We start from the raw sequence: 24,393 nt of genomic DNA on the forward strand, positions 1-24,393 counted from the left end.
ATCACATTTTTAACTTACAACATTCTTATTCAGGACTTAAATATGGAAATGTTTCATAAATTGATTGTAATACTTTGTTAAGTTCAGCCTTACTTTTGATGATCAATAATACTGTATCATCACCTGCTATAGTTCCTATAATTCCTATGTTTTTGCTATTATTTAATGAATAAATAACATACTTCTGATCTAGAAAGTAAGCCAGACTGCTAGCTTGTCCTGGTTGGGTATGTAGTACTATTAAACCAAAATCCGAAATTTGCATATTAAGTATCAATGGTAATTGATACTGGTTGATATCGATTACTTTATATACACCAGCAACTTTGGCAATTTTAAGTTTTTTTAATTTTCTTGATAAAGTAGCCTGAGGAATGTTGTGCCCTCTTTCTTTAAGCAAGGTCTGTAAATCGCTCTGCTCTAAAATTTCATGATTTTGAATAATATTTAAAATATGTTCACCTAGTGTGTTGTCATGCATTATGCATTTTCCTCATATTGAATATGTAATAAGTATATTTGAAATTATATTCATTATTCCTTGACTATTCAATTTTTAATGTCTATACTCATAAGATGAATAAAATATGAATATAAATTAGTAATATGAAAAAATATATTTTAAATGCTATTATAGTGATAAGTATTCTATTAACAGGATGTAAGGAAGATAAACACGATAATATCATTAGATTTGCAATTTCTGCAGATTATCCACCTTTTGAATATTATAAAAATGGTAAATTTACTGGCTTTGACATTGAGCTTGCTCAATTAGTAGCAAAAGAGTTAGGTAAAGAAGCAATGTTTAAAGATATGCAGTTTAGTACTATATTTGCAGCATTACAAAGTAATTCTGTAGATGCTGCTATATCTACTATTGGTAGCACAGAAGAGCGTGAAAAAAATTTTGATTTTTCAAATAGTTATTATACAGGGGAATTTGGTATTCTATATCACAAAAATAAACCCATAGCCGGTATAAACAATTTAACTCACAAGAAGATAGCCGTTCAACTAGGAACTGTCATGGAAATTTGGCTAAAAGAGCATGTTCCTACAACAGCTCAAATTATTGCTATGGACAATAATAATCAAGCTGTAGAAACATTAAAGTCTGGTCATGTTGATGGCGTCCTAATTGATGAATTCCAAGGTAAAGTATTTAGCAAAAAAAATCCTGGTCTATCATGGTCAGCCATCGCTAAGTCAGATAATGGTTATTCTATTGCTGTGAATAAAGGATCTGATTTAAAGGATAAAATAAACGAGGCGTTAAAAAGTTTAGAAAGTAAAGGTGTAATACAAAAGATAGCAGAAAAATGGCTAGGAGATAACTGATGCAAGAATTAATTTCTAATTTCTTGTTTGTTGGAACAGGCCTTGCCTTTACTTTAAAATTATTGATTGGAGGACTGCTTTTAGGTATGAGTCTAGGAGGGTTATTTTCAGTACTCAGATATAATAAGATCTGTATTCCATTAATTAATGGAATTATATCTGTAATACGTGGCACCCCCCTTATATTACAGTTAAGTGTTGTTTATTTTATGACTCCAACCATTGCAGGAATTAAATTAAACATATTTAGTGCTGGCATTATAGCATTTGGTCTAAATAGCTGTGCTTATATTGCTGAGATTTTACGAGCTGGTATTGAAACTATATCAAAAAACCAGTTTGAAGCAGCTAAAACTTTACAAATACCTAGTTTCTATATGTGGAGAGATATTATATTACCACAAGTTGTTAAAAATATTCTTCCTACAATGATAAATGAGATCATTGCACTTCTTAAAGAAACGGCATTAATCTCTACTATTGGTGGTATTGATATTATGCGCTCTGCGCAAATGCTTGCAGCAGAACAATTTACTTATTTTATACCACTTTGTCTTGCTGGGGCTTATTATTACGCTCTTGTATTACTAATTGAATATATAGGCAAAAAGATTGAACAGAAAGGTATACATGATAAAAATGCATAACGTTTGTAAGTTATTTAATAATGTTCCAGTACTTAATAATATTAACCTGATTATAGAACAATCTATAGTTGGTCTTGCTGGTCCTTCTGGTAGTGGTAAATCAACATTGTTACGTTGTATACAAAAACTCGAAGTTTTAGATTCTGGTAGCATTGAATGCAATGATAGTACTGGTTTTGTATTTCAGGATTTTCAACTTTTCCCACATATGACTGTCTGGGAAAATCTTACATATGCTCCCAAACTTAAAAACAAAACTCAGGATCAAAGTGATTCACTACTTGAGTCTTTGGGTATTGCCTCTAAAAAAAATGATTACCCTAGTAATCTATCCGGTGGGCAAAAACAGCGGGTTGCGCTTGCCAGAAGCTTAATGATGAATCCAAGGATTCTATTATGCGATGAGCCAACGTCTGGTTTAGATGTAGCAACAATAGTCGACGTTGTGGAACTACTACAATCAGTTAGAGATATGGGTATTACTATGATTATCGCTTCTCACAATTTGGATTTTTTAACAAAAATATCAGATCGGATTATTTTGTTAAAAAACGGAAAAATAATTGTAGATATCAATCCTAAAGAAATTGATGAACCAACAAACTATTTAAAAAATAATTATTAAAAGAGAATCACTCATATCATACTGAGAGCTATAACAGATCTTAGCATCGAAAATTACATAATGTATATTATGGAAAATAAATTACATAATATAAGAAGCAACGCTAAGAATAAAATCACATAATATAGCAAACTATAGCTAACCCAAGAAAGATTTTCCTACGTCATACCGCCGCGATATCTCAGCATAGATTCCGCTAACAAGTAGCGGAATGACGAATTTTTGTTTTTCAAACTGTCGGTAAATCTAAGTCAGTTTAGCTATATGTGTCAAGCACTGGGATGACACCCTCCTGATGGGCCAAAATCACAATGTTCGTACAGTTATGGAATGAATCGCGGTATGACGTGTTGCTTTGATCAGCTATAAAGATGATGCTGCGGAAGTTTTTAGTACTTGCTCGCAACTTTCAACAATTTAATAGCACTGGTGTTTACAACCTCTCCGCCGACACGCTTAGTGACAAAAAACCTCACATAAGGTTTATTCGTATAAGGGTCTCTTAATATTCTCATTCCTCTGTTATCTACAATCTTATAAGCTTGTTTGAAATCTGCCATCGCAATTACTGGTAGCTGATTGTTTGGCGCTGGTGGCATATCGGCAGATTGATATACTGGTATTCCCATTAAAGTATCTGGAGCTTCAAGCGACAGACTTGGCTGCCAGAGATACTGACCTGTTTGAGATTTTAGCAGCCTGATATCCTTCAACGTACTCCTGTTCATCAAAAATGACGCATTTTTGGAATAATATTCGTCCAGAGAGTAATACAACATCATTATTGAATCACTATCTAATTTTTCAGTTTTAACTTGCTCTATTTTATTATAACTGTTTCCATTTTCATAAGCTAAAATTCCTTTTGGTTGAAAAGTGCCCTCACCCTTAATGAAGGCTTCGCTTTCTTCCTTACTAAAAGTCTCGGCAATCTTTTCCACCAGCCAACTCTCAACATCGACAAACGCATCATCGAGTAACTTTTGTGATATTTGTGGTTGAGCATATAACTCGTAAGTTGTGACGGAAATCTTTTGGATTTTGGGCGTGTCCGTATCTTTTGCAAAATCATACTTAGACTTATTGCCACCGTCCTCATCATCTACTGTTTCACTGCTCCAACCTGCACCGGCGCGGTCAAAATCTTCTATAATGTAATCCAATGTTTCAGTAGAGATTCTTTGACTGGAGCATATTTGTCGCATTGGGGACGAATCAGTTACGCGCTTGTTTATGCGTTTTACAATATGCGGAGTAACTAGATACCCCCCGATATCACTGTCATCTCCACTGAGGGTTTTGTGTGATAAACCGCTTTCCATTCCCTTGCGGATATAATCAGAAAAATATTTATCGCTTGTGCTAAAATCTGTATTTACTTCTGGGCGTTGAGCTGCAGTTTCGATCAAGTCTAAACGCTCTTTGCAACTATCAATGGCATTATTTACCTTGCATAGCTGCTCAATTGTTGCAGAATCAGCACGCCCTTTGCTTTCAATTTCTTTTAGTTTGCGATCATTTATTAATTTAAATTGCTCCCATGATGAAGCGAGTTCATTGATACGGTGAGCGATATCGGTAAGTGACATAATAGCCTCCTTTGAAAATGAAATAAAAATGGAAATAAGGTAATAGGAATGGCATCCATAGATGTTTCCCACAGTTGTACGAATATTGCAATATGGTACATAGTAAACGATGTCATTCCAGTGCTCCCTTTCTTGTCATCCCAGTGCTTGACACTGGGATCCAGCTTCTATGCAACTTAATTAAAAACGTTTGTTTTAGCGTAAGACAACTACCTTTAGCTCATCAGCTCAGTTATAAGCAAAATTTCTGGATTCCAGTTTCAAGCACTGGAATGACATCATCTGTTGTGCAATTTACCTTTAAAAATGAATGTTCGTACAGTTATGTGCTTGGCACTGAAATGGCATCATTTTTTATCTGTTGAAAATGTAAACCGAAAAATAGCGTGGCACTTTGTGCCACGCTTAGTACTGTAAGCTTAATCCAGTAATTAAATTAAGCGAGGTAAAATAAAAGGTAATGACACTATATAATGTTCGTTCTTTTATGTCAAGCACTTTTTTGAATTTTTTTGGTGATAATTTTTATCCAGTTATTTTATTATTGTAGTATAATTTCAATGCCAGATACTATCATTATGATCACTATCTAAATTTAAATCGTAATTATCATCAAATTTATATATCCCCTCCATCTCTTCTCTATGCAATTCATGTGAATCACCTAAAGCTTTTTGATTAGAAACGTCAACACAATACTGTAACAGTGCTCTTAATGCTCCAGCACTATCTTGATCTAAATTAAAATTGCTAAAATCAAATTTCTGCATATTCTCCACATGTCCTTCTCTACATAACCTACATATCTTAGCAAAAGCCCTTTCACTTTCTCGACTCCAAGCATTAAGAAAGTAAGGATCTACTACTTTGCTAAATTGTTTCTCTATCTCTTCAAGAGAGCTCTCTGGATTAAGTTCTAATATTACTTTGAAAATCCCACTGCCATGGAATCTATAAAATTTACTAGATAAGCTATCTTTTACAAAATTAACTGCATCATCTATTGTAACACCAGAGCGAGATTCAAATATCATCTCAAATGCTCCATAACAACTATCAATACCAAAATTAATTACCTCTTCTAAGGAAATTTGTGGCTTATTCCTCAAGATAACTTCTAAACTCTTGACAAAATTATGCCCATGCTGACCCATAGCATGGGTTTTCCCATTTATTGTATAATGATATAGCTTCTTATTTTTTATTATATGCTTATTGCACTGGTAGATATGTAGCTTATTCAATTTGCCAGAATATTCCTCTATTTCCTTATCTGGTAATTTTGAGCGGAATTCCTTGATTACTTCGCGTATTATTCTATTGATATTACTCATGCTTATTCCTAATTAATATGTTAGTATTTTTATAAATTAAGTTATTATATTAAAATTCTTTCATGGATTTCAATATTAGCTCCGCACTACTTGTAGTTTTTGTAATGGGTCTGCCAATGACGATATAATCAGCTCCTGAATTTATTGCTTCTTTTGGTGTTGCTGTTCTTTTTTGGTCGTCATGACCTGGATCTATACGAATTCCTGGAGTAATAATTTTCAAGTCTTCACCGCATTCTCGGCGCACTTCTTGAGCTTCTAGTGCAGAACAGACTATTCCATGGAGTCCAATCTTTTTTGCAAGCTTTGCAAGCAAAATTACCTGTGATTTTGCCTCTCTTGCTACTCCAAGCTCGTTTAAATCCTCATTGCTCATACTAGTTAGCACTGTCACTCCAATCAGCTTTATTTTTGTGCCTTGCACTACACTTAGCGCTTCTTCAAGCATTTTTGTTCCACCGCTGATGTGCAGAGTTAACATTTCAACGTTCAGAACTTTTATTACTTCAACTGTTTTAGCTACAGTGTTTGGAATGTCATGCAATTTCAGATCTAAAAAAATTGGTACATTGCATTTTGCAACTTCTTGCACTCCAGAAAGACCTTGAGCAGCAAAAAATTCTAATCCCAGCTTTACCATGCCAACTTTACCACGCAGAGCATTAGCTAGAGAAATAGCCTTATTTAAGTCTTGTGTATCCAGTGCGCATATTATTGGATTCATTATCTTGCATGATTTATCTTATAATAAGACTCATTGTTGTGTTTTGCAAATACTTTCACTCTGATTGAACTGACTGCGTTCATAAGATTCTGTCAATAGTGAATTTGGCAACTTGGTCGGGGTGGATGAGCGACTGACAAATAATGATTCATATCCAAGATCTTCCAGCGAAGAAGAAGGCGTTTCGTCTGGCAAAAGCCGTGCAATTTCTCCTTGTAACGCAGACTTTAATATTTGAATCGTATCTAATATTGCTTTTCCATCATTATTTCTTATTGGTTCTTCTATATTGTCTGTTACGCATCTTAGAGGTTGTCCGGAAACAAGTAAAAGGCTATAATATCTGAAATTTTAGTACGGGGTAAAGATGAGAAAAAAGTATCCAACAGATCTAAGCGAAAGGGAATGGGCAAGAATAGAAAAACACTTCAGAGTATCATACAAGAAAGGAGGAAGGCCGCCAAAGTATAGCAAAAGAGAAATATTAGAAGCAATTTTCTATGTATTGCGTACAGGGTGTCAATGGCGGTATTTACCAAATGATTTTCCGCTATGGAAGACTGTGTATGAGCAGTTCAGGCAATGGAAGAAGCAGGGAATTTTTGAGAAAATGAATTATGAAATATAGTAGAAGAAAAATAGGAAGGAATGAGCAGCTGAGTGCCTGTATAGTAGATAGTCAATCTGTAAAGACTACAGAAAAGGGGGGATCAAAGGCTATGATGGAAGTAAAAAAGTAAAGGGTAGAAAAAGGCATATAATTACAGACACTCAGGGTTTTATACTAGGTTGTTACGTAGGCGCTGCTAACGAAAATGATAGAGATGGTATTAAAATAGCATTAAACAATATGAGAACAAAATATACTAAAGTTAAAAAAATGTGGGCTGACATGGGATACCAAGGAAGAAATTTAAAGAATCACATAAAGGAAGAATATGACATAGATATTGAAATTGTTAAAAGGCCTCCATGTAGATTTTGGGTGCACAAAGATACGCCACCTGAGCTACTACCAACAAGAGAACAAGGGTTTAAAGTACAGCCAAGAAGATGGGTTGTAGAAAGGACTTTTGCTTGGGTTAATAGGAATAGAAGGCTATCGAAGGAGTATGATTTACTCACAACATCCACTGAGAATTTCATATACCTAGCTATGAGTAGGGTTATGTTAAAGAGGGAATATGCTTGAATTTACTTGTTTCCGGACAACCTCTTATCAACAGTTGCGCAAAATTCACTTGTTTTTCTTTCTCTTTCAAAAAATCTTCTATTTGACTGTCTCGTTCTAAAAGTGAATTTCTTAAACTTTTTACTTCATTATTACAATCTTTTCTTATCCCATCTAACTCAAAAGATTGATTTTTAATTAAACCATTTGCTTCATCTAACTCTTCAAATTTCTCTTTTAATTCTTTAGATAAATTTTTCTTTTCTTTGTTGACCTCTTTAATTTTACATTGTAGCTTATCTAAGTTTGCATGCAGCCTTTCTTGTTCTTCACGTAATTCCTCTACTTCTTTAGAAAGTTTATTTTTTTCCTTATTCAATGCCTCTACTTTTTCACTAAATTCATGTTTTTTCTCACGTAGTGCCTTTTGTACTTCACGTAACGTTTCTATTCTATCATTCAACCCCTTATTCTCTAGCTCTAAATGTTTATTATCATCCACTTCCATCTTCAGCTTTGCAATAAATCTACTTCTTTCTTCCAACTGTTTCTTCAAACATGAGATTTCAAGTTTTAATTTCTCTTCCTGCTCATTAAGCTTACCTATTTCCTTTCTTGTTTTGTCCAATTCATTGTCTATTTCAAACGTACGATTCTTTGCTGTTTCTAATTTTTTCTCTAAAGATTTTTTTTCTTCAAGAAGAGATTCTCTCTCAACTTCTGACTCATTTACTTTCTGATCCAATTTTTTTACTCTCTTGTCTAAATTTTGCTTTTCTTGAGTTAATTCATGTTTTAATTTTTCCACTTCTTTGTTTGCAGCTTCTTTTTCCAGAGTTATTTTATTTTCTAACTCTTGCTCTTTCTGAGCGAATTTATTTCTCTCAACTTCCAGTTTCTTATTATTACCAATTATTTTATACGAAAGTGCAAGCACCAAAACAGATAATGTAGCTAAAGCAAGAATTAGAGGAAGAGGCACATTAGAAGTTACAGTAAGTGCTAAAGATGTAAGTAACGTAAGAGTAGCTAAGGAACTAGCTATAAAATAAAATGCGTTAGCTTTGTTAAACAAATTGCTCATTACTCCCCTCCCCCCCACGTTCAGCAGTCTTGTATATATTTATTAAAATTCTCTTATCTGTGGAGGAATTATAGTGCTGCACCTACAACAAACTTTCCTTTTTCAGCCTGCTAGCTAAAAAATGACTTAGACCTTATGTATCGAGTGTACCATTGTACTTATAATGTCTAGTTAGCTATTGATCGGGGTAGAACATATACTGGTATATCCAGAATCACATAAAGCGTCATTCAGGTTATATGATGGTCTGGATGTGTATTGCTGTGATTCTCCTATAGAATTTTCAATTTTCCCGTTAGTCTGCTTATTCGACACCTTTTTAATATTATGAGTCTTCTTAAAACTTCGACAAATAACCGCAATCTTAGTATTGTTAAGTACTTTACTTCCACAATCTTCTATTTCCTTTAATAAACTAATCAGATTTGCTGGTGAAAAATTCTCATTAGTATTGCGTAAAATTGTGTCAATAAATATATTTTGCAATTCTTTCTTCTGAAAATACTCATTTATTATTTTTTTACGTGTGTCTGTGTCTAATGTAGGAATCTTAATGTGTATGGACAAACGACCTCCCCTAATAAGTGCCCTATCTAAAACACCTAAGTGATTAGTTGCAGCAATCACCGTCACACCTTTTCTAGATTCAAATCCATCCAATTCAGCTAATAAATTATTTAAAGATTCTACATTATTATCACTGCGTATTTTGCCAATGCTATCAATTTCATCTATAAAAACTATACAAGGAGTGTTTTTTTTGCTTTCTCAAAAACCTTATTTATATTTGACACATTAAGCAAATCAGATCCAGAAACACTTATAAATGCAGATTTGAATCTAGTTTCACTTGCAATCGCCTTAGCAGTCATAGTCTTACCAGTTCCTGGTGGACCATACAAAATGTATCCTTCTCCATTTTCTAGAGCATCTGGTTCATAAATCATCATCAACTTTTGTTTTATATTGTTTGGAAGTATAACATCATCAAATGTTATCTTTCCTCTTTCTTCATCTTTTTCATAAAACTTCATCCGCAGCTCTTCTTTTACTTCAACTTTCTTTATGAGACTACCAAGCCTTTCTTCTAATTCCTCTTTTGTTATGAGACTACCAATTAGCTTTTCCATTTCATCGCTAAGCTTCTTACTTAGCTCTTTCATTTCACCTTTTGTTGTAGCATTATTAGCTTGCTTTGAAATTTCATCTAATCTTGCCGTGAAACTACTAATTAGCTCTTCCATTTCACCTTTTGTTGTAGCATTATTAGCTTGCTTTGAAATTTCATCTAATTTTGCCGTGAAACTACTAATTAGCTCTTCCACTTCATCTTTTTTTGCAGCACTACCAATTAGCTTTACAATTTCATTGTATTGACTACTAAGCCTCTTATTTAGCTCTTTTAGCTTTTTGATTTGAGGCTCTAAGCTTTGTATTATATTTTCTTGCTCTTTAGCTAATCCATTTTTTTCATTAGGTTCTGCTTTTTGTGCATCAAGCTTTTTATTCTGGCTGATCATTTTACATGAAAGTGCAAGCACCAAAATAGAAAGTATAGATAAACTCAAAGCAACAGGAAGAGCTACATTAAAGGCTGCAATTGGAGATAAGAATGCAACATAAGGAGCAACAGCAAGTGTCCCAGATGCAAGCAATACCAAAGTAGCAAGAGCACCAGCTATAAGATACGGTGCATTGGCTTTATTATATAAATCCCCCATTATTATTCCCTCATACTAATAATGATTACAATAGCATGGATATTAAAGGAAGTAAAGCTATAAAAATCAGTATAAGTCTATATTCACTATGTATTTTCCGTCTTCAGTTTCAAGCTCAGACTGCATCCACTCTATCGTTTCCGCATTGCAAACTGCCTGCAAATCATTCTGTGCGGATTGATTCAATTTGTCCTCTCGTAGATCTGCTTTTATCATCAACTTTTTTATCAGATGCTTAACTGATACATTATTATCTGCCTTTATCTTTCTGATAATGTTTAATATCTGAATAACATTATCTCCCATTTCCTCTGAATATTTATCGTAGATAAGTTCTTCTTTGCTCGGCCAATTACTTTGATTGTGTAGAGAATTATAACTATACAACTGGTGGTATATCTCTTCTGTAATGTAAGGCAAGAAAGGTGCAAATAACCGCAAAATAATATTCAGTACATACGCCAAGCTTTGTTTTGCACTTAAACTGCTTCCATACGCACGTTTTTTTACTAATTCCAAGTAGTTATCACAAAAATCCTTCCAAAAAAATTCTTCTACTGCACTCAAAGCTTCGCAGTATTCAAACTGTAATAGGTTATTCGTTGCTCTTTCTATAACTTTGTATAACTTAGACAATATCCACTTATCCATTGTCTCGTGAGCAGAATTTATGCTCATCACTTGATGCTTTTCCATGAACATGGAAACAAACTTGCTAGCGTTCCAAAGTTTTGTAACTAGGCGCTTGCCAATTTTGAATATATTTTCAGAGTAGACTGTATCAACTCCAAGCCTTGAGTTCGCTGCCCAATAGCGCACTACATCAGCTCCATAAGTTTCAAGTATTACATGAGGAGTGATGATGTTACCCTTTGATTTACTCATCTTTTTCTTATCATCTGCTAAACACCAACCGCTGATCATAATGTTTTTCCAAGGTAAAGAATTTGCATGATAATGTGCCTTTAAAATAGTATAAAAAGCCCAAGTTCTTATTATCTCATGGCTCTGGCTGCGCAGATCTGCAGGAAATATCGTATCATAGCGATGATTTGGTAAGCTAAACTCACTGTTTACTGCCAGTGCACTCAGTTGAGGAGTAATTGAACTTGTGGCCCAAGTATCCATTACATCTTGATCTGGGATAATCTCTTCTTTGCTATACCCTTTTGGCAAGTCTTTGAGTGGATCTATAGGCAGGTTCTTTACTTCAGCTAGAATAATTTTGCCTTCTTCACCCTTACGTTTGGAATACCACGCTGGAAATGGCACACCAAAATAGCGCTGCCTTGAGATGCACCAGTCCCAATTTAGTCCTTCTATCCACACTTCCATGCGTTTACGCATAGTAGCTGGATGCCAATTGCATTCTTTTACTTTATCTAACACTTGAGCTTTTTGCTCTAAGATCTTGATAAACGATTGATAAGTAGGCAATATCTCAAGTGGTGCACCAGATCTTTCTGCACACTTAACAGAATGAGAAATGTTAGTGCTTTCTATCAAAAGTCCTTTTTTAGTTAGGATTTCGATCATCCTCTTTCTTGCTGCTACAATTTTTAGTCCATTTATTTCATTTAGTATATCGTCTGTCATCTGAGTAGCTGACACTGGGATCCATTCTTCTTTCTGATCACACCCACCCTCTTTTGTCATCTGAGTAGCCCTTTCTCCTGTCATCCCAGTAGCCCCTATGGTGTCATCCCAGTGCCCAGACACTGGGATCCATTCTTCTTCTTTCTGACCATACGCTGACATGATATCTTCCTCTGTCATCGCTGGCATTGGCTCTTTTTCCTGGATTCCAGTGTCAAGCACTGGAATGACATCATAAAGGCTTATTCTCCCATCCTGATCGATGATAATTTTCATCGGTAGATTATGCTTTTGCTGCCAATATATGTCGAGTTCATCACCGAATGTACAACACATAACAAGCCCGGTGCCTTTATCTATTTTAACCTTATCATCTGCTATTATTGGAACTTTCTCCTCTGTTATTGGCACTACCGCTGTTTTTCCGATCAGATGAGTGTAGCGCGTATCCTCTGGATGACAAAAAACTGCAACGCATGCTGGAAGTAGTTCAGGTCGCGTAGTTGCAATATTGATCTGCTCATTTTCTTGAGTAGAGAAAACTATCGTATTTAAGGATGACTCAAAAACTTTATCTTCTATTTCTGCTTGCGCAATCGCGGTTTTATCAACCGGGTCCCAAAGGATGGGCTGCATTTTTCTATACGCATATCCCTTATTATATAGATCAATGAATGACATTTGAGAAAGCGTCACAGTTTCCTTGCTGATCGTGTGGTATTCCAAATCCCAGTCATAACTAATGCCAACCGATTTAAATAATTCCTTAAATTCCTGCTTTGATTTCTCAATAACCTCATGGCACATTTCTATAAATTTTTCTCTGCCAACTTCTTTTGCACGGGTTTTATAGGTTTGTTCAACCAATCTTTCAGTGGGAAGCCCGTTATCATCAAACCCAATTGGGTAAAACACATCTTTCCCCAGCATGCGCTGAAACCTTGCAATAAAGTCCGTGTGGCAATAGCTAAATATATGGCCAATATGGAGTTTTCCCGATATTGTCGGTGGAGGTGTGTCTATAGTAAAAGTGTTATCCTTTTCACCATTCCACCTGTAAACTTTACTGCCTTCCCATAATATGTTGCATTTGTCTTCAATTTCTTTAAAGCCGTATTTTTCTTTTAACATAAATATTTCTTAAGTTTTAAGCTCTAAGTTAGCACAATTACGGCAATTTTACGCCAAAATTTTTTGTTTACGAACATAAATTTTCTATGCTATGATAAAAATATTACTTGACCTTAGGTTCTAAAGGTATTATGTGATGTTAATTATATATATTGAGGTTTAATATGTTTATGGAGATTAATGGTACAATAAAGGTTATCAATAATGAAATAATGCTTATTACAGCGCAAGATGATTTTAAAAAATTTCAAGAGTATGAAAACATTTCAAGTTCTAAAAAGTTTTATGCGGGTTTTTCACTAGGTAATAAGCAATTATATATTACCGGTTTGTTTGAAAAAGAAAAAAAAAATCAAGAAGATAATATTGTAATCATGCCTATATCTTCAGCTAACGAACAAGGTAGCGGAAAAGCTTCTGCTACCGTAGCAGCCATAAAAGCCCTGTTAGGCCTTGATGATCAAAAAAAAGAAGTTAAGGTGCAGATGCTTAAACATCCCAGAAAACAAGTAGAAGAATTGAAAACTAAAACACAAGAATTACAAGATCAATTGGACACAGCTCAGCAGGAAAAACAAGACTTAGAAGCTGAAGTGGAAAAACTAAAGGCAATAGATTCTACAGCGTTACAGCAGCAGTTAGAAGAGAAAAATGCTAAAATAACAGAATTGGAAGCATTAGATGCTGTGGCGTTACAGCAAAAGTTAACAGAGAAAGAGAATGAAATAACAGCATTAAAAGCTCAACAAAATACACAAGAAGTTGCGGACTTACAGCAACAGTTACAAGCTAAAGATGATGAAATAAATAAGCTAAATGATCAAGTTCAGCAGTTGCAAGCAGCACCAAATGATACTGCTGCTCAGTTAAAAGCTAAAGATGATGAAATAACTACACTAAATGCTAAAATTCAAGAACATGAACAGCAAGTTGATACATTAGCTGAAGAGAAAGCTAAAGTAGAAGAATTAAATACTAAAATAACAGAATTGGAAGCATTAGATGCTACGGCGTTACAGCAACAGTTAGAAGAGAAAGATGATGAAATAACACAATTAAAAGCTCAAAAGGGTGCAGTTGAGCAGAAAAAAACAGACTTACAAACTAAATTGACTGAAGCTAAGAAGAAAAATAAAGAATTAGAAGATAAAATCAAAGCAATTCAGCAACCAAAACAAAGCAATGGAGCGAAGTATACCGCTACTGTTGGTATGGGTCTTGCTGCTGGACTGATAGCATTTACTGCACTTGAACGTACAGTTAAGTTAGAGATGTTAGTAATGATTGGTATAGCAGTAGCATCTGCACTCGTAGCCGGTGGTATTACATATGCAGCATTACCTAGTACTCAAGTGAATAGAGCGGAAGTGCAAGGAGTAAGTGGGGGAAAAAACAAGGTAGCTTAACACAGTTTGTTGAGCTGAGACGTACGTGTCAAGTAAAACACTTGACGCGAACTTCAGTTTTTGTATTCCTTCATTAACATAATATAATTTTGTGCCGACTGCGCGATATGTTTAATTTCTTCATTCGACATCTTTTTGAAGAACTTTGCTGGCCTGCCAGCCCATATTTCCCCACTTTTTATTACTTTTCCATGTGTCACTAGCGAGCCAGCAGCTACCATAGCTTCAGACTCCACAACTGCATGGTCCATCACGGTAGAGCCCATACCAATAAACGCTTTATCATGCACCGTGCATGCGTGCAACATACAAAAATGTCCCACTGTGACCATACTGCCAATAATTGTGTCACCACCTGGGTTTCTATCCACATGAATTACCGTTCCATCTTGAATATTTGTTCCATTACCTATTTTTATTGATCCAACGTCCCCTCTGACCACACAATTAAACCAGATGCTTGCATCTCTTCCTATTTCAACCTTGCCTATGATATGCGAACCACCTGCGATGAAAGCACTTTCGTCTATTTTTGGTTCATAATCTTTGTATTTTAAAATGTGATACATATTAAGCCCAAAGTCTTATGCATATGTTAATCAAAATAAGGTAGGCAGTAAATATATACTTAGGTCTCAAGCTATTTGGGTGACAGATGTTCTTGACTTACGTGCTTTGTACTGCTAAAATTTTTATTTTCAGCCCTATCTATAATGTCAGTAGCGGTATTAAGTATATTTCAAATAATATTGGTTGTTGTGTTAGTAATTTTAGTGCTCTTGCAGCCGCCTGGAAGTAGTTCGTTAAGTGGTTTTAGTAATACACAACAGGGGGTCAATTCGATGATTCCGGTGAAATCTTCTGAAAACCCGCTCAGCAGAATAACGGCTATTGTTGCTGGATTGTTTATTATAAACACATTGCTATTGTCAGGATTATGTTCAAAAGACGTACATAAAAAATCGATCGCAGAAAAAATTATATTAGAAAAAAAGCAAGAAAGTGAATCTACTTCTGTTCCATTTGAAAATTAATGAAGGAAGCTAAATTTATCTTTGTCACAGGTGGAGTTGTGTCATCGCTTGGTAAAGGCTTAGTTGCTTCGAGTGTTGGTGCGCTTCTTCAAGCTCACGGTTTTAAGATCCGTATCAGAAAACTTGACCCGTACCTCAACATTGATCCTGGGACAATGAACCCAACTCAGCACGGAGAGGTGTTTGTTACCGAAGATGGTGCTGAAACTGATTTGGATCTTGGGCATTATGAGCGTTTTACTGGAATTAAAGCAACAAAAGATGACAATATAACAACTGGTAAGATATATCATGAGTTATTGAAGAAAGAGAGGCGTGGTGATTATCTGGGCAAAACTGTGCAAGTCATTCCTCATGTGACAGATTTGATCAAATCGTTCATTTTTAATGGTACGGAAGGTTTAGATTTTGTAATATGTGAAATAGGCGGAACTGTAGGTGACATTGAAAGCCAACCATTTTTGGAGGCTATACGCCAAGTTAACTACACATTAGGAAAACAAAGAGTTATCCTGATTCACTTAACTTTAATACCATATCTTACCGCAGCGCAAGAATTAAAGACAAAACCAACGCAGCATTCAGTTCGAGAGTTAAATTCCGCGGGGTTACAACCAGATATTATATTATGCCGCAGTGAGAAAGAAATTTTCGATAATCAAAGAGAGAAAATAGCTAAGCTTTGCAATGTTTCTTTATCTAATGTGATACCTGCCCCTGATGTGAGTCATATATATGAGTTACCGGTGTTGTATAGCAAATGTGGGCTCGATACGCAAATTTTGGAGCACTTTCATTTAAGTAAGCCAAAACCAAGCTTGACTGAATGGGATCAAATAGTGCACTCTATAAGGCACCCAACACAGGAAGTTACTGTATCTATAGTGGGAAAATACACCGAATTCCCTGATGCGTATAAATCACTAGTTGAAGCATTAAATCATGGTGCGATTAGTAATAAAGTCAAAGTAAGGATAAATTGGGTTAACTCAAGAGAGAAGGAAGAAAAACCTATAAATGAAAAACTTATAGGAGAGAAATTACAGAATTCTCATGCAATCCTTGTCCCAGGGGGGTTTGGTGATGACGGAGTAGAGGGTAAAATATTAGCAATAAATTATGCCCGTACAAATAATATCCCATTTTTCGGAATTTGCCTTGGTATGCAGCTTGCAATTATTGAGTTTGCTCGTAACGTTATTAAGCTTGAAGATGCACACTCTGAAGAATTTCATAACTGTAAACATCCAATCGTTAAGTTAGCTGGCGATCAAGATGACGATCTTGGTGGAACCATGAGACTTGGGGCATACAAATGTAATATAAATGCAAACTCTAAAATGATGGATGCATACAGTAACACTACTATTTCAGAAAGGCACAGACATAGATATGTAATCAATTCAGATTATAAAGATGATTTGGAAAAAAATGGACTGCTATGCAGTGGCATATCAGAAGATGGAACGTACATAGAGGCAGTGGAGTTAGAGAGTCATCCGTGGTTTATTGGTGTGCAGTTTCATCCAGAGTTTCAATCAAAGCCGTTTTCTCCTCATCCTCTTTTTGTATCATTTATTGAAGCAGCGGTTGGTAAAAACATAAAAATTTGATAAATAAAACTAATAGAGAAGGTTAGGTGTTAAAGGATTTTGTATCTTTATATGAGTATGTAAAAGAATTATTAGAATACACAGGTGCTGACAATGTCAGCGAAGAAGAACTAGATAAACTGGAGGATAAAGCAATAGTAGCTGTAATACTGGATATAGAAGAAAAATATGGTGTAAGAGAAGCAAATCAATTCAAATCGATAGAAGAAATAAAAGAATATTTAAAACGGGAAACAGATAATTATCATTCAAAGCAATTAACTAGAATTCAAAGTGAGCATGATTATACAGGCTCACATAATACATCCTTGACTAACGTTACTCCTTATGAATACAATTAGCTAAGTGATGAAGGCTATATATCGCCTTGTGAAGAAAATGTTGTAGTTGTTGAGTCAAACCCAAGTAGTAAAATTTACGACTTACGGAGGATAGAAAAATTAAAAAAAGAAAATTGTATCTGTTGAAAATAACAAGTGTTCAAGTATCAATATATGGAGCTTGCCATAGAGCAAGCCAAACTTGCTCAGAAAAATGGTGAGGTGCCAATAGGTGCTGTAATGGTTAGTGGAGACAATATCATCTCCTCTGCACACAATATATCTAACGATCCAACTGCACATGCAGAGATGTTAGCGATCAGACAAGCATTTTCAACTTCCACGCTTTGTGATACTGATATGTACGTAACATTAGAACCATGTCCGATGTGTGCTCAAGCTATTTCCTTTGCCAGAATTAAACGATTGTACTTTGGAGCTTATAATCCAAAAGGTGGAGGAATTGAAAATGGTGCTAAGATATTTCAATTTTGCAGCCATATACCTGAAGTTTATGGTGGAATATTAGAAACAGAATGCTCTTTTTTGTTAAAGGATTTTTTTGAGAAACTAAGGAACATTTGATAAATCGTCATGCTACTTGTTTTCCGATACAAAATCGTCATCCCGCTACGTGTTAGCGGCTAGATACTGCGGCGGTATGACGTGGTTGTCATTATTCCGCTACTTGTTTTCCGATACAAAATCGTCATCCCGCTACGTGTTAGCGGGATCTATGCTAGGAGATACCGTGACGGTATGGCGGTTAAGTAATTCGTCATTCCAGCGCGTGACGCACAACTATACAAACATTGTCCACCAGCAGGGTGTCATCCGAGTAGCTGACACTGCCCTCCTTTGTCATCCCAGTGCCCAGACACTGGGATCCAGAAGACTTAATTTTAACCAAGTGGCTGCATAATAAAGGCTGGATTCCAGTGTCAAGCACTGGAATGACATTACAGGAACACTGGGATGACATCATCCTTTTCTCTGGATTCCAGACTGGAATGACAGCAGTCCTACGTCATACCGTCACGGTATCTCTAGATCCCGCTAACAAGCAGCGGGATGACGGTTGTCAGGGTGTCAGCTACTTAGATGAAACCCTTTCCCGGTCTATCAAATCACATAGGAGAAAACTAAGACCAATCAAATTTCTTATCTTGCGGTTTTATTTGCAATATTGCTACCACACTGACCAACAAGCAGAAGACTATATAAAGCCCAGCAGCAAGGTTTGTTTGAGGAAATGTTACAGTCAACCAAATACAAACCATAGGAGTAAATCCTCCATGTAACGCATAAGAGATATTGCGTGATAAGCTCACACCACTAAATCTAACATTGGTAGGAAAGAGTTCAGATGCAACTATTCCTATAGGATTTATACCCCTTTCTATTATAGAAAGAGCCATTACACTAAGCATAATTATAAGATAACTTTTATAGTAGTATGCAGTAGATAACACAGGACAACACAGTACCATTGTGATCACTGTAAATAAGATTGCAGTGCGCTCTTTTCCTACTTTATCAGCTAACATTCCGAGCGCTATTGAAGATACCGGCATTAATATACTGGTTATAATGAGCACAATTTCATTGACATATGTTGTTACATACGTCTCAACCGACACTATTTCTTTTGCAATTGTTCGAAGAAATATGGTAAATCCAACAGCAACATTAACAGGTACAGATATTAAAACGGCAAGTAACAGAGCTCTCTTGTAGCGTTTTATAAGCTCTATTATTGGCAAATCAGATAAATTCCTTTGTTTTCGACTTTCTTCATATGCTGGAGTTTCTCCTAATGTGTATACACTATATGCGCTGATTAACCCCAAAACAAATGAAAAAGTAAACGGCAACCTCCAACCCCAAGCGTTAAAATCAGTGTTTTTTTTGCAGATGATCACTACAATCACAGAGAGCAAGATGCCAATGGAGCGACCAAAACTTATTATTCCAAAAAACATTCCTAGTTTTTTCTTATTAGGTAAATGCTCTATGAGATAAACAGAACTGCCTCCTTGTTCAGCGCCAAGCGCAATCCCTTGTGTCACATGGATTGCAAGAAGCAATATAGTGGAGGTTATACCTATTTCACTATAACCTGGAATAAACGCAACGAGACTAGACGGAATCGATATTAGCAAGATAGCGATTGTTAATGCCATTCTCCTTCCATACCTGTCACCAATGTGACCAAATATGAATGCGCCAAGTGGCCTTACCATAGCACCCAGTCCTGCAATTCCAAACAATTGCAGTATGCTGTAGTAAACATCTTTTGCACAACAAAACTCTCTACTAATTATGTTAACCAGATCGATAAAGAGCATATGGTCATACCATATTGCGATTCTGCAGAGAATAGCTGATATCAACACCCTTGTTTGCACTAAATTCAATTCGTAAATGTTTGCTTATTCTATTCTGGCTGCTTTTTGGGATTTTGCAACCTAAGGTGTGGGTTGACTTTTTTATTATGGTGTGTGAAACTAAAATGTTATTAACATAGGGACAAAGTTATGGTGGGTGTAATTTATTTAGCGATGCTAGGCGTGGCAGCAATAATAGGAGCTATAATAGGCACTTTAATAGGTCTCTTACTAAGTTTCACTAGTCTTTCACCTCTGATAATAGGCGGAACTGTTGGAGCCATCTATGTAGTGCCATTAATTGCAGCTTTCATAACAATTCTTTTGTATCCAATTCCATATGAGCGTCATAGCGGGTTAACATTAAAAGAAACTGCGTGTCTAGCTGGCTTGTTTATTGGAAGTGTTGCAGCCGGAGTTGGCCTTGTTGCATGTGGCTTGACTCCAATAATTAAAGTAGATTCTTTATCGTCTTTATCAACTACAGTTAGTTCTTTGTTAGCTATGGGAGCTACAATACCAGTACTTCTGATTGCAACTGCAATTGGAGTAGCTATTGTAATCGAGCTTGCTGAGCAAGCTAAGGAGTACATATCAGGTAAAATAATGCAAGCAGAAAAAGAACCTGTGACTGATACACATGAAGAACCAGGCTCTAAAATGGAAGAAACAGAAGAAGAAAAAACTGCTGGAAATGGGTGGAAAGTACCTACGTAAACTGCTTTTTTTATTGAAAAATTTAGAAAGATGTTGTAAAATTGTTATAGTAGTAGATTTTGGTAAAACATATGGCAGATTCAGGTATTAACATTAGCGAAAAAGTTTTAAAGAATCTTACTCGCTTGGCTAAAGTGAAAAACCAATCAGTTCAAGAGCTAGCAGAGGGGTTTATACAAGAAGCGATTGAACATGAGGAAGATATAGCGATAGTCAAACTCGCTATCCAACGTGACACCCGAAATGCAAAATTCATCAGGCATGAAGACATCAACTGGGGATAAGTACCTAATCTGTTATGAGGAAAATGTAGTTCACGAAGATATTCCAAGTCACACTGCCATTAAGTTAAGGAAAAAAGATAGATTTTATGGGATAATGATGTATACCAATAAGTTTAAAGGTAGTATGAGTAAAAAAGGCAGTAATAAAATTTATTCAAAATGAATTGGCAAGTCTAGAATTTATAGAATCCCATAAATCATCTTCAAAAGATTTTATGAGAAAGAGGAAGTTATCTTTTATTGACATATTTATCTTAATTTTAAGAAAAAGTGTAAAGTCGCTGCAAGTAATACTAAACGAATTTATTTTATATAGGAAAAAAGACTATACCGTTACTGCTAGTGCTTTTAGTCAAGCAAGAAAAAAAATGAAACACAGTGCATTTTCAGAAATTAACGAAGGTGTGGTTTCCTTGTACTACCAAGACCAAAAATTTAAAACTTGTTTTGGCTTTAGAGTGTTAGCTCTTGATGCCTCCAAAATCATTTTACCAACAAGCGTTGAAATAAAAAATGAATTTGGCTCAAGAAAAATACGTAACCAAAAACCAAAAGATTTAGGTGATTATGCAAGTGCAACCTTTGCGGTTTGTTATAAATAATGTTGCCATAAGGTCAGTGTTAGATAGAGGTAACACTCATGAAATTAACTTAGCAGATAAAATGCTTAAAGTTGTAAATACTAATGACTTACTGATTTGTATATTTATCTTATAAATTTCTTTCTAGCCTTACAAAAAGAAAAATTGCTTATGTCATTCGATGTCCCAGATCATCTTTTAATGAAGTGAATGCTATGTTTGAAGAAAAAAGCCCATCTAGTGTTGAGGTTACCATATGTGCTCAGCGTAAGATAAAACAAGAAAATAGTGGAATAACGCTTCAAAGTGGTACTGCCATCTGGTGAAATTGAAGTGTTAGCTACATCATTAATGGATGAACAAAAGTTTCAAACTGGAGGATTTAAGGAGTTATATTTTTTACGCTGGGGAGTTGAGACATTTTTTGCAAAACTCAAAGGAAGACTAAGTCTAGAAAATTTTACAGGAAAAAGTGTTGAGTCTGTTAAACAGGATTTTTGGTCAGCTATCATTATTAGCAACCTAGAAAGTGTTATGACAGAAGATGTAGAAGAAGCGTTGAATATGGACTTAACCGATGATAAGCTTAAGAGGAGCATTAACAAATCTGTCTCATTTAACGCGATCAAAAACTTGGCTTTCGACATTTTTGCTACGGAATCAGATACTGACTGCATTATGGATCAATTATCAAAGCTATTTTTGATGAACACTTTGGCGGTAAGAAAGGGAAGGAAAGTTGATCGTCATAAGGTACCTTATCTTCGTTCGTTCAATTACCAAAAAAGGGTTAGAAAACACATATTTTGACTAGAGGTAGTATTCATATCTTCTGATAATAACTGGGTAGCTTATTGCCATAGCTCCTGTAAAATGACTTCTAAACAAACTATTTCTTAAGTAATTTACACTTCAGAGTTTATCTGCTTTAAAGTTTACTCTATTCTGTTTCAGCATTTGTCATAAATCCTTAATTATTTCTGACTTTTTAGTTCAGTTTTTAACCATTCTTTCCTTAACTTAATGGCAGTGGACCTCAGCCCCTTTCTCCAGTAGAAGATTAACTAATTCTAAATTACCTTTTTCTGCAGCATAATGCAGTAATGTATTACCTGTATTATCTTTGTACTTTACAAAAAAAGCTACTATCTCTGATCTATTGCGGGAATTTGCTAATTCAAAAGGTGTTAATCCATCCTCGTTCTTAGCATTAATACTAGTCCCTTCCTGTACTAGCTTTTTTACCTCTTCATAATTATTGTTGTTAACAGCTAAGTGCAGAAGGGTATTGCTATGATTATCCCTTCCCTCTATATTTATGAAATGTTGAAATAACATTACCTTACCCCCTAATACGTTTTGATTGAAGTGAATAAAAAAAACACCTTAGATCCTAATCCATAACCCCTCAACATTAGTAATTATATTTTGAGCATAATACTCCATCTTTAAAACTTGTCAACCCCTATTTAGAAATTTTTTATGGAATAATTTTTGATGAAAGTCTTCAATAAACTATTGCTAATTTAGCAATATATGCTGTTAAAAACTTAAATGATACAACCATTTCCAGCGCCCAAAACCGCTACCCGTGAAAATAAGTTTTCTTGGAATCGTCCGGTCTGGATAACCATACGTGTCAAGTTAAGGGAAAGTGAGAGGAAAGTTAGTAGAAGGAAGGGAAAAAATAAGGTATAAGCCCTCTTAAATTTATCAAACAAAACAAGAGAACTTATAATGAACAAAATAACTCATTTATCAAAAACCCTCAACGAATTTTTTAACGAGAAAGCAGATAACAGCAACAGGCTTTGTTAAAAGAAAGAGAAAGTTGAGTGGTTCATCATTCGTAAAAGCTATAATTTTGGGTAACATAGGAGTTGAAAACTGTAGTATAGATGAAATGTGTCAACTATTAAATGAAGATTCAGTGGTAATGACAAAACAGGGTTTGGATTTTAGATTTACTGAGAAAGCAGTGGAATTTATGAAAAGAATGTATAATGAATCTTTAGTTTTATTTAAAAATAGCTTACAGGTTAATTGCAGGATTTTGAAGCAATTTAGAAGCGTTAAGCTATTGGATAGTAGCTCTACCTAATGGTATGGAGGATATATATAAAGGTTATGGTACTAGCTACAGTGGTTATGAGAGCAATACTAAGTCTGGAATAAAATTACAGTTAGTTTTCGACTACCTAAATCAGACATTAGACCAACTTGATTTAACAGAGGGAATAAGGTCCGATCAAGGTTATAGAAACCATTTAAGCAATATATCAAATGATGATTTGCTAATATCTGACTTAGGTTGCTTTGTACCAAGTTCTTTTGAACAAATTGATAAAGCTGGAGCTTATTTTGTTAGCCGTTGATACCAATATATATGATATAGAAACAAATCAAAAAATAGAGTTGTTGGAATGTTTAGAAGGTCAATCCCTTCTAGAGATGGAGGTGCTATTAGGAAAAGAAGTAAAAATTAAAGTGAGAATTATATGTCAGAAGTTAACTGAAGAACAGTCTATAATTAGAAGAAGAAGGGCCAATAAGTTAGCAAAATCACATATTTTCTCAAAAGAATCAAAAATTGCTGGATTGGTCGATATTCATAACTAACGTTCCAGAGAGTAAAATCAGCGCTGAACAAGTATTAACAATTTACAGGGTAAGATGGCAGATTGAATTATTATTTAAATTGTATAAGAGTCACATCAGGCTTGACGAACTTAAAGGCAAACCATACAGAGTATTATGTGAACTATACGCTAAATTGTGCGCAATTCTTATATTTCATGGAATAGTTGGTTGTATAAAACTGAAAGAGAATACAGAGCTGAGTTTAACAAAGGCATTCATTGAATTAAAAAGAAGGATTAGGGAGTGTTTTTAGCGTTAAGCAGCAAAATTAATAATTTGAGAATTTTCCTGAAAAAACTTACCACAGACTGGTCACAATTTTCTGTGAAAGACAGACATAGAAAAACTAGAGTATTCACCTTAAGTTCATTGAATTTTCTTACCCTTGCTTCTTAACTTGACGCGTATGGTCTGGATAACAAGGTCTTCTTTTTTCTATACTCCATAT

The 24,393-nt window shown here is 35.1% G+C and carries 23 protein-coding genes and 3 pseudogenes; 14 read left to right on the forward strand and 12 right to left on the reverse strand.

Annotated elements, in window-relative coordinates:
• Positions 1-25: 25 nt before the first annotated feature.
• Positions 26-481, reverse strand: a complete 456-nt coding sequence (locus tag AAGD70_RS02645; RefSeq protein ID WP_065094904.1) for an arginine repressor — start codon at positions 479-481, stop codon at positions 26-28.
• A gap of 125 nt (positions 482-606) precedes the next feature.
• On the opposite strand from AAGD70_RS02645, the gene AAGD70_RS02650 reads away from it, so the two are divergent.
• The 3 genes from AAGD70_RS02650 to AAGD70_RS02660 are packed head-to-tail and all read left to right on the forward strand — an operon-like array spanning position 607 to position 2,613.
• Complete coding sequence (locus AAGD70_RS02650; protein WP_065094903.1) at positions 607-1,341, forward strand: substrate-binding periplasmic protein; 735 nt, start codon at positions 607-609, stop codon at positions 1,339-1,341.
• Complete coding sequence (locus AAGD70_RS02655; protein WP_065094902.1) at positions 1,341-1,988, forward strand: amino acid ABC transporter permease; 648 nt, start codon at positions 1,341-1,343, stop codon at positions 1,986-1,988. Before AAGD70_RS02650 ends, AAGD70_RS02655 begins: the two co-directional genes overlap by 1 nt.
• A complete protein-coding gene (locus AAGD70_RS02660; protein ID WP_065094901.1) occupies positions 1,972-2,613 on the forward strand; it encodes an amino acid ABC transporter ATP-binding protein in 642 nt (213 codons plus the stop codon). The genes AAGD70_RS02655 and AAGD70_RS02660 overlap by 17 nt, the downstream gene beginning before the upstream one ends.
• 389 nt (positions 2,614-3,002) lie before the next feature.
• On the opposite strand, the gene AAGD70_RS02665 is transcribed toward AAGD70_RS02660, so the two are convergent.
• Positions 3,003-4,202: a phage major capsid protein gene (locus AAGD70_RS02665; RefSeq protein WP_065094900.1), complete on the reverse strand. Its 1,200-nt coding sequence runs from the start codon at positions 4,200-4,202 to the stop codon at positions 3,003-3,005.
• A 92-nt stretch (positions 4,203-4,294) separates the two neighbouring features.
• Here AAGD70_RS02665 and AAGD70_RS02670 point away from each other — a divergent pair, with 92 nt between their 5' ends.
• Entirely contained in the window at positions 4,295-4,567 is a 273-nt protein-coding gene (locus AAGD70_RS02670) for a hypothetical protein (protein ID WP_156518015.1), read from the forward strand.
• Positions 4,568-4,759: 192 nt separating this feature from the next.
• On the opposite strand, the gene AAGD70_RS02675 is transcribed toward AAGD70_RS02670, so the two are convergent.
• Both AAGD70_RS02675 and pyrF read right to left on the reverse strand, forming a co-directional pair.
• A complete protein-coding gene (locus tag AAGD70_RS02675) occupies positions 4,760-5,536 on the reverse strand; it encodes a hypothetical protein (RefSeq protein WP_065095193.1) in 777 nt (258 codons plus the stop codon).
• 49 nt (positions 5,537-5,585) lie between these two features.
• Positions 5,586-6,260: an orotidine-5'-phosphate decarboxylase gene (pyrF, locus tag AAGD70_RS02680; protein WP_065095194.1), complete on the reverse strand. Its 675-nt coding sequence runs from the start codon at positions 6,258-6,260 to the stop codon at positions 5,586-5,588.
• Positions 6,261-6,627: 367 nt separating this feature from the next.
• Between pyrF and AAGD70_RS02685 the strand changes: the two are divergent.
• Positions 6,628-7,452, forward strand: a pseudogene (locus AAGD70_RS02685) (IS5-like element ISWpi1 family transposase).
• Here AAGD70_RS02685 and AAGD70_RS02690 read toward each other — a convergent pair.
• The 4 genes from AAGD70_RS02690 to AAGD70_RS02705 all read right to left on the reverse strand — a co-directional run bounded on the left by AAGD70_RS02690 (position 7,427) and on the right by AAGD70_RS02705 (position 12,963).
• The gene (locus AAGD70_RS02690; protein WP_245611730.1) at positions 7,427-8,515 is read right to left on the reverse strand and encodes a hypothetical protein; all 1,089 of its coding nucleotides are present in this window, start codon (positions 8,513-8,515) and stop codon (positions 7,427-7,429) included. The pseudogene AAGD70_RS02685 and the gene AAGD70_RS02690 overlap by 26 nt on opposite strands.
• A 171-nt stretch (positions 8,516-8,686) precedes the next feature.
• On the reverse strand, positions 8,687-9,259 hold the full coding sequence (locus AAGD70_RS02695) for an AAA family ATPase (protein WP_082941401.1): 573 nt from the start codon (positions 9,257-9,259) through the stop codon (positions 8,687-8,689).
• Positions 9,256-10,236 carry an AAA family ATPase gene (locus AAGD70_RS02700; protein ID WP_065094857.1) on the reverse strand — a complete coding sequence of 327 codons (981 nt, stop codon included), beginning with the start codon at positions 10,234-10,236 and terminating at the stop codon, positions 9,256-9,258. Before AAGD70_RS02700 ends, AAGD70_RS02695 begins: the two co-directional genes overlap by 4 nt.
• A gap of 66 nt (positions 10,237-10,302) precedes the next feature.
• Positions 10,303-12,963, reverse strand: coding sequence for a valine--tRNA ligase (locus tag AAGD70_RS02705; RefSeq protein ID WP_065094858.1), 2,661 nt, complete (start codon positions 12,961-12,963; stop codon positions 10,303-10,305).
• 164 nt (positions 12,964-13,127) lie between these two features.
• Between AAGD70_RS02705 and AAGD70_RS02710 the strand changes: the two genes are divergently transcribed.
• Positions 13,128-14,369 (forward strand): hypothetical protein, encoded by a 1,242-nt coding sequence (locus tag AAGD70_RS02710; RefSeq protein ID WP_065094859.1) that lies wholly within the window; start codon positions 13,128-13,130, stop codon positions 14,367-14,369.
• Positions 14,370-14,422: 53 nt separating this feature from the next.
• Here the strand turns inward: AAGD70_RS02710 and AAGD70_RS02715 are convergent, their stop codons facing one another.
• Complete coding sequence (locus tag AAGD70_RS02715) at positions 14,423-14,938, reverse strand: gamma carbonic anhydrase family protein (protein WP_065094860.1); 516 nt, start codon at positions 14,936-14,938, stop codon at positions 14,423-14,425.
• A 144-nt stretch (positions 14,939-15,082) separates the two neighbouring features.
• Between AAGD70_RS02715 and secG the strand changes: the two genes are divergently transcribed.
• From secG to AAGD70_RS02735, 4 genes are all read left to right on the forward strand, one after another.
• On the forward strand, positions 15,083-15,403 hold the full coding sequence (gene secG, locus AAGD70_RS02720; RefSeq protein WP_007548880.1) for a preprotein translocase subunit SecG: 321 nt from the start codon (positions 15,083-15,085) through the stop codon (positions 15,401-15,403).
• On the forward strand, positions 15,403-17,016 hold the full coding sequence (locus AAGD70_RS02725; protein ID WP_065094861.1) for a CTP synthase: 1,614 nt from the start codon (positions 15,403-15,405) through the stop codon (positions 17,014-17,016). Before secG ends, AAGD70_RS02725 begins: the two co-directional genes overlap by 1 nt.
• A gap of 26 nt (positions 17,017-17,042) precedes the next feature.
• Positions 17,043-17,357, forward strand: a complete 315-nt coding sequence (locus AAGD70_RS02730; RefSeq protein WP_065094862.1) for a hypothetical protein — start codon at positions 17,043-17,045, stop codon at positions 17,355-17,357.
• Between the two features lie 153 nt (positions 17,358-17,510).
• Positions 17,511-17,921 (forward strand): nucleoside deaminase, encoded by a 411-nt coding sequence (locus AAGD70_RS02735; RefSeq protein WP_065094863.1) that lies wholly within the window; start codon positions 17,511-17,513, stop codon positions 17,919-17,921.
• Positions 17,922-18,114: 193 nt separating this feature from the next.
• Here AAGD70_RS02735 and AAGD70_RS07750 read toward each other — a convergent pair whose 3' ends face one another.
• Together AAGD70_RS07750 and AAGD70_RS02745 are read right to left on the reverse strand one after the other, a co-directional pair.
• Complete coding sequence (locus AAGD70_RS07750; RefSeq protein ID WP_410541902.1) at positions 18,115-18,321, reverse strand: hypothetical protein; 207 nt, start codon at positions 18,319-18,321, stop codon at positions 18,115-18,117.
• Positions 18,322-18,478: 157 nt separating this feature from the next.
• Positions 18,479-19,684, reverse strand: a complete 1,206-nt coding sequence (locus AAGD70_RS02745; RefSeq protein ID WP_065094864.1) for an MFS transporter — start codon at positions 19,682-19,684, stop codon at positions 18,479-18,481.
• Between the two features lie 189 nt (positions 19,685-19,873).
• Here AAGD70_RS02745 and AAGD70_RS02750 point away from each other — a divergent pair, with 189 nt between their 5' ends.
• From AAGD70_RS02750 to AAGD70_RS02760, 3 genes and pseudogenes are all read left to right on the forward strand, one after another.
• Positions 19,874-20,440 (forward strand): hypothetical protein, encoded by a 567-nt coding sequence (locus tag AAGD70_RS02750; RefSeq protein WP_065094865.1) that lies wholly within the window; start codon positions 19,874-19,876, stop codon positions 20,438-20,440.
• 71 nt (positions 20,441-20,511) lie between these two features.
• A complete protein-coding gene (locus AAGD70_RS02755; RefSeq protein ID WP_065094866.1) occupies positions 20,512-20,724 on the forward strand; it encodes a hypothetical protein in 213 nt (70 codons plus the stop codon).
• Positions 20,725-20,867: 143 nt separating this feature from the next.
• Positions 20,868-22,115 (forward strand): annotated as a pseudogene (locus AAGD70_RS02760) (IS4 family transposase).
• Between the two features lie 210 nt (positions 22,116-22,325).
• Here AAGD70_RS02760 and AAGD70_RS02765 read toward each other — a convergent pair.
• Positions 22,326-22,643, reverse strand: coding sequence for an ankyrin repeat domain-containing protein (locus AAGD70_RS02765; protein WP_065094874.1), 318 nt, complete (start codon positions 22,641-22,643; stop codon positions 22,326-22,328).
• A gap of 399 nt (positions 22,644-23,042) precedes the next feature.
• On the opposite strand from AAGD70_RS02765, the pseudogene AAGD70_RS02770 reads away from it, so the two are divergent.
• Positions 23,043-24,341: pseudogene (locus AAGD70_RS02770) on the forward strand (IS4 family transposase).
• The last annotated feature ends 52 nt before the right edge of the window (positions 24,342-24,393 follow it).

The organism is Wolbachia endosymbiont (group A) of Nomada flava (assembly GCF_964027055.1).
Taxonomy (GTDB): Bacteria; Pseudomonadota; Alphaproteobacteria; order Rickettsiales; family Anaplasmataceae; genus Wolbachia; species Wolbachia pipientis.

What these genes read in the sequence shown, in the direction of transcription:
- secG (WP_007548880.1), top strand. Translation starts at nt 15,083, where the DNA reads ATGTCAGTAGCGGTATTAAGTATATTTCAAATAATATTGGTTGTTGTG.
- AAGD70_RS07750 (WP_410541902.1), bottom strand. Translation starts at nt 18,321, where the DNA reads ATGATGTCATCCCAGTGTTCCTGTAATGTCATTCCAGTGCTTGACACT.
- AAGD70_RS02675 (WP_065095193.1), bottom strand. Translation starts at nt 5,536, where the DNA reads ATGAGTAATATCAATAGAATAATACGCGAAGTAATCAAGGAATTCCGC.
- AAGD70_RS02670 (WP_156518015.1), top strand. Translation starts at nt 4,295, where the DNA reads ATGGTACATAGTAAACGATGTCATTCCAGTGCTCCCTTTCTTGTCATC.
- AAGD70_RS02725 (WP_065094861.1), top strand. Translation starts at nt 15,403, where the DNA reads ATGAAGGAAGCTAAATTTATCTTTGTCACAGGTGGAGTTGTGTCATCG.
- AAGD70_RS02715 (WP_065094860.1), bottom strand. Translation starts at nt 14,938, where the DNA reads ATGTATCACATTTTAAAATACAAAGATTATGAACCAAAAATAGACGAA.
- AAGD70_RS02665 (WP_065094900.1), bottom strand. Translation starts at nt 4,202, where the DNA reads ATGTCACTTACCGATATCGCTCACCGTATCAATGAACTCGCTTCATCA.
- AAGD70_RS02650 (WP_065094903.1), top strand. Translation starts at nt 607, where the DNA reads ATGAAAAAATATATTTTAAATGCTATTATAGTGATAAGTATTCTATTA.
- pyrF (WP_065095194.1), bottom strand. Translation starts at nt 6,260, where the DNA reads ATGAATCCAATAATATGCGCACTGGATACACAAGACTTAAATAAGGCT.
- AAGD70_RS02750 (WP_065094865.1), top strand. Translation starts at nt 19,874, where the DNA reads ATGGTGGGTGTAATTTATTTAGCGATGCTAGGCGTGGCAGCAATAATA.
- AAGD70_RS02660 (WP_065094901.1), top strand. Translation starts at nt 1,972, where the DNA reads ATGATAAAAATGCATAACGTTTGTAAGTTATTTAATAATGTTCCAGTA.
- AAGD70_RS02655 (WP_065094902.1), top strand. Translation starts at nt 1,341, where the DNA reads ATGCAAGAATTAATTTCTAATTTCTTGTTTGTTGGAACAGGCCTTGCC.
- AAGD70_RS02710 (WP_065094859.1), top strand. Translation starts at nt 13,128, where the DNA reads ATGTTTATGGAGATTAATGGTACAATAAAGGTTATCAATAATGAAATA.
- AAGD70_RS02690 (WP_245611730.1), bottom strand. Translation starts at nt 8,515, where the DNA reads ATGAGCAATTTGTTTAACAAAGCTAACGCATTTTATTTTATAGCTAGT.
- AAGD70_RS02735 (WP_065094863.1), top strand. Translation starts at nt 17,511, where the DNA reads ATGGAGCTTGCCATAGAGCAAGCCAAACTTGCTCAGAAAAATGGTGAG.
- AAGD70_RS02700 (WP_065094857.1), bottom strand. Translation starts at nt 10,236, where the DNA reads ATGGGGGATTTATATAATAAAGCCAATGCACCGTATCTTATAGCTGGT.
- AAGD70_RS02645 (WP_065094904.1), bottom strand. Translation starts at nt 481, where the DNA reads ATGCATGACAACACACTAGGTGAACATATTTTAAATATTATTCAAAAT.
- AAGD70_RS02745 (WP_065094864.1), bottom strand. Translation starts at nt 19,684, where the DNA reads ATGCTCTTTATCGATCTGGTTAACATAATTAGTAGAGAGTTTTGTTGT.
- AAGD70_RS02705 (WP_065094858.1), bottom strand. Translation starts at nt 12,963, where the DNA reads ATGTTAAAAGAAAAATACGGCTTTAAAGAAATTGAAGACAAATGCAAC.
- AAGD70_RS02765 (WP_065094874.1), bottom strand. Translation starts at nt 22,643, where the DNA reads ATGTTATTTCAACATTTCATAAATATAGAGGGAAGGGATAATCATAGC.
- AAGD70_RS02755 (WP_065094866.1), top strand. Translation starts at nt 20,512, where the DNA reads ATGGCAGATTCAGGTATTAACATTAGCGAAAAAGTTTTAAAGAATCTT.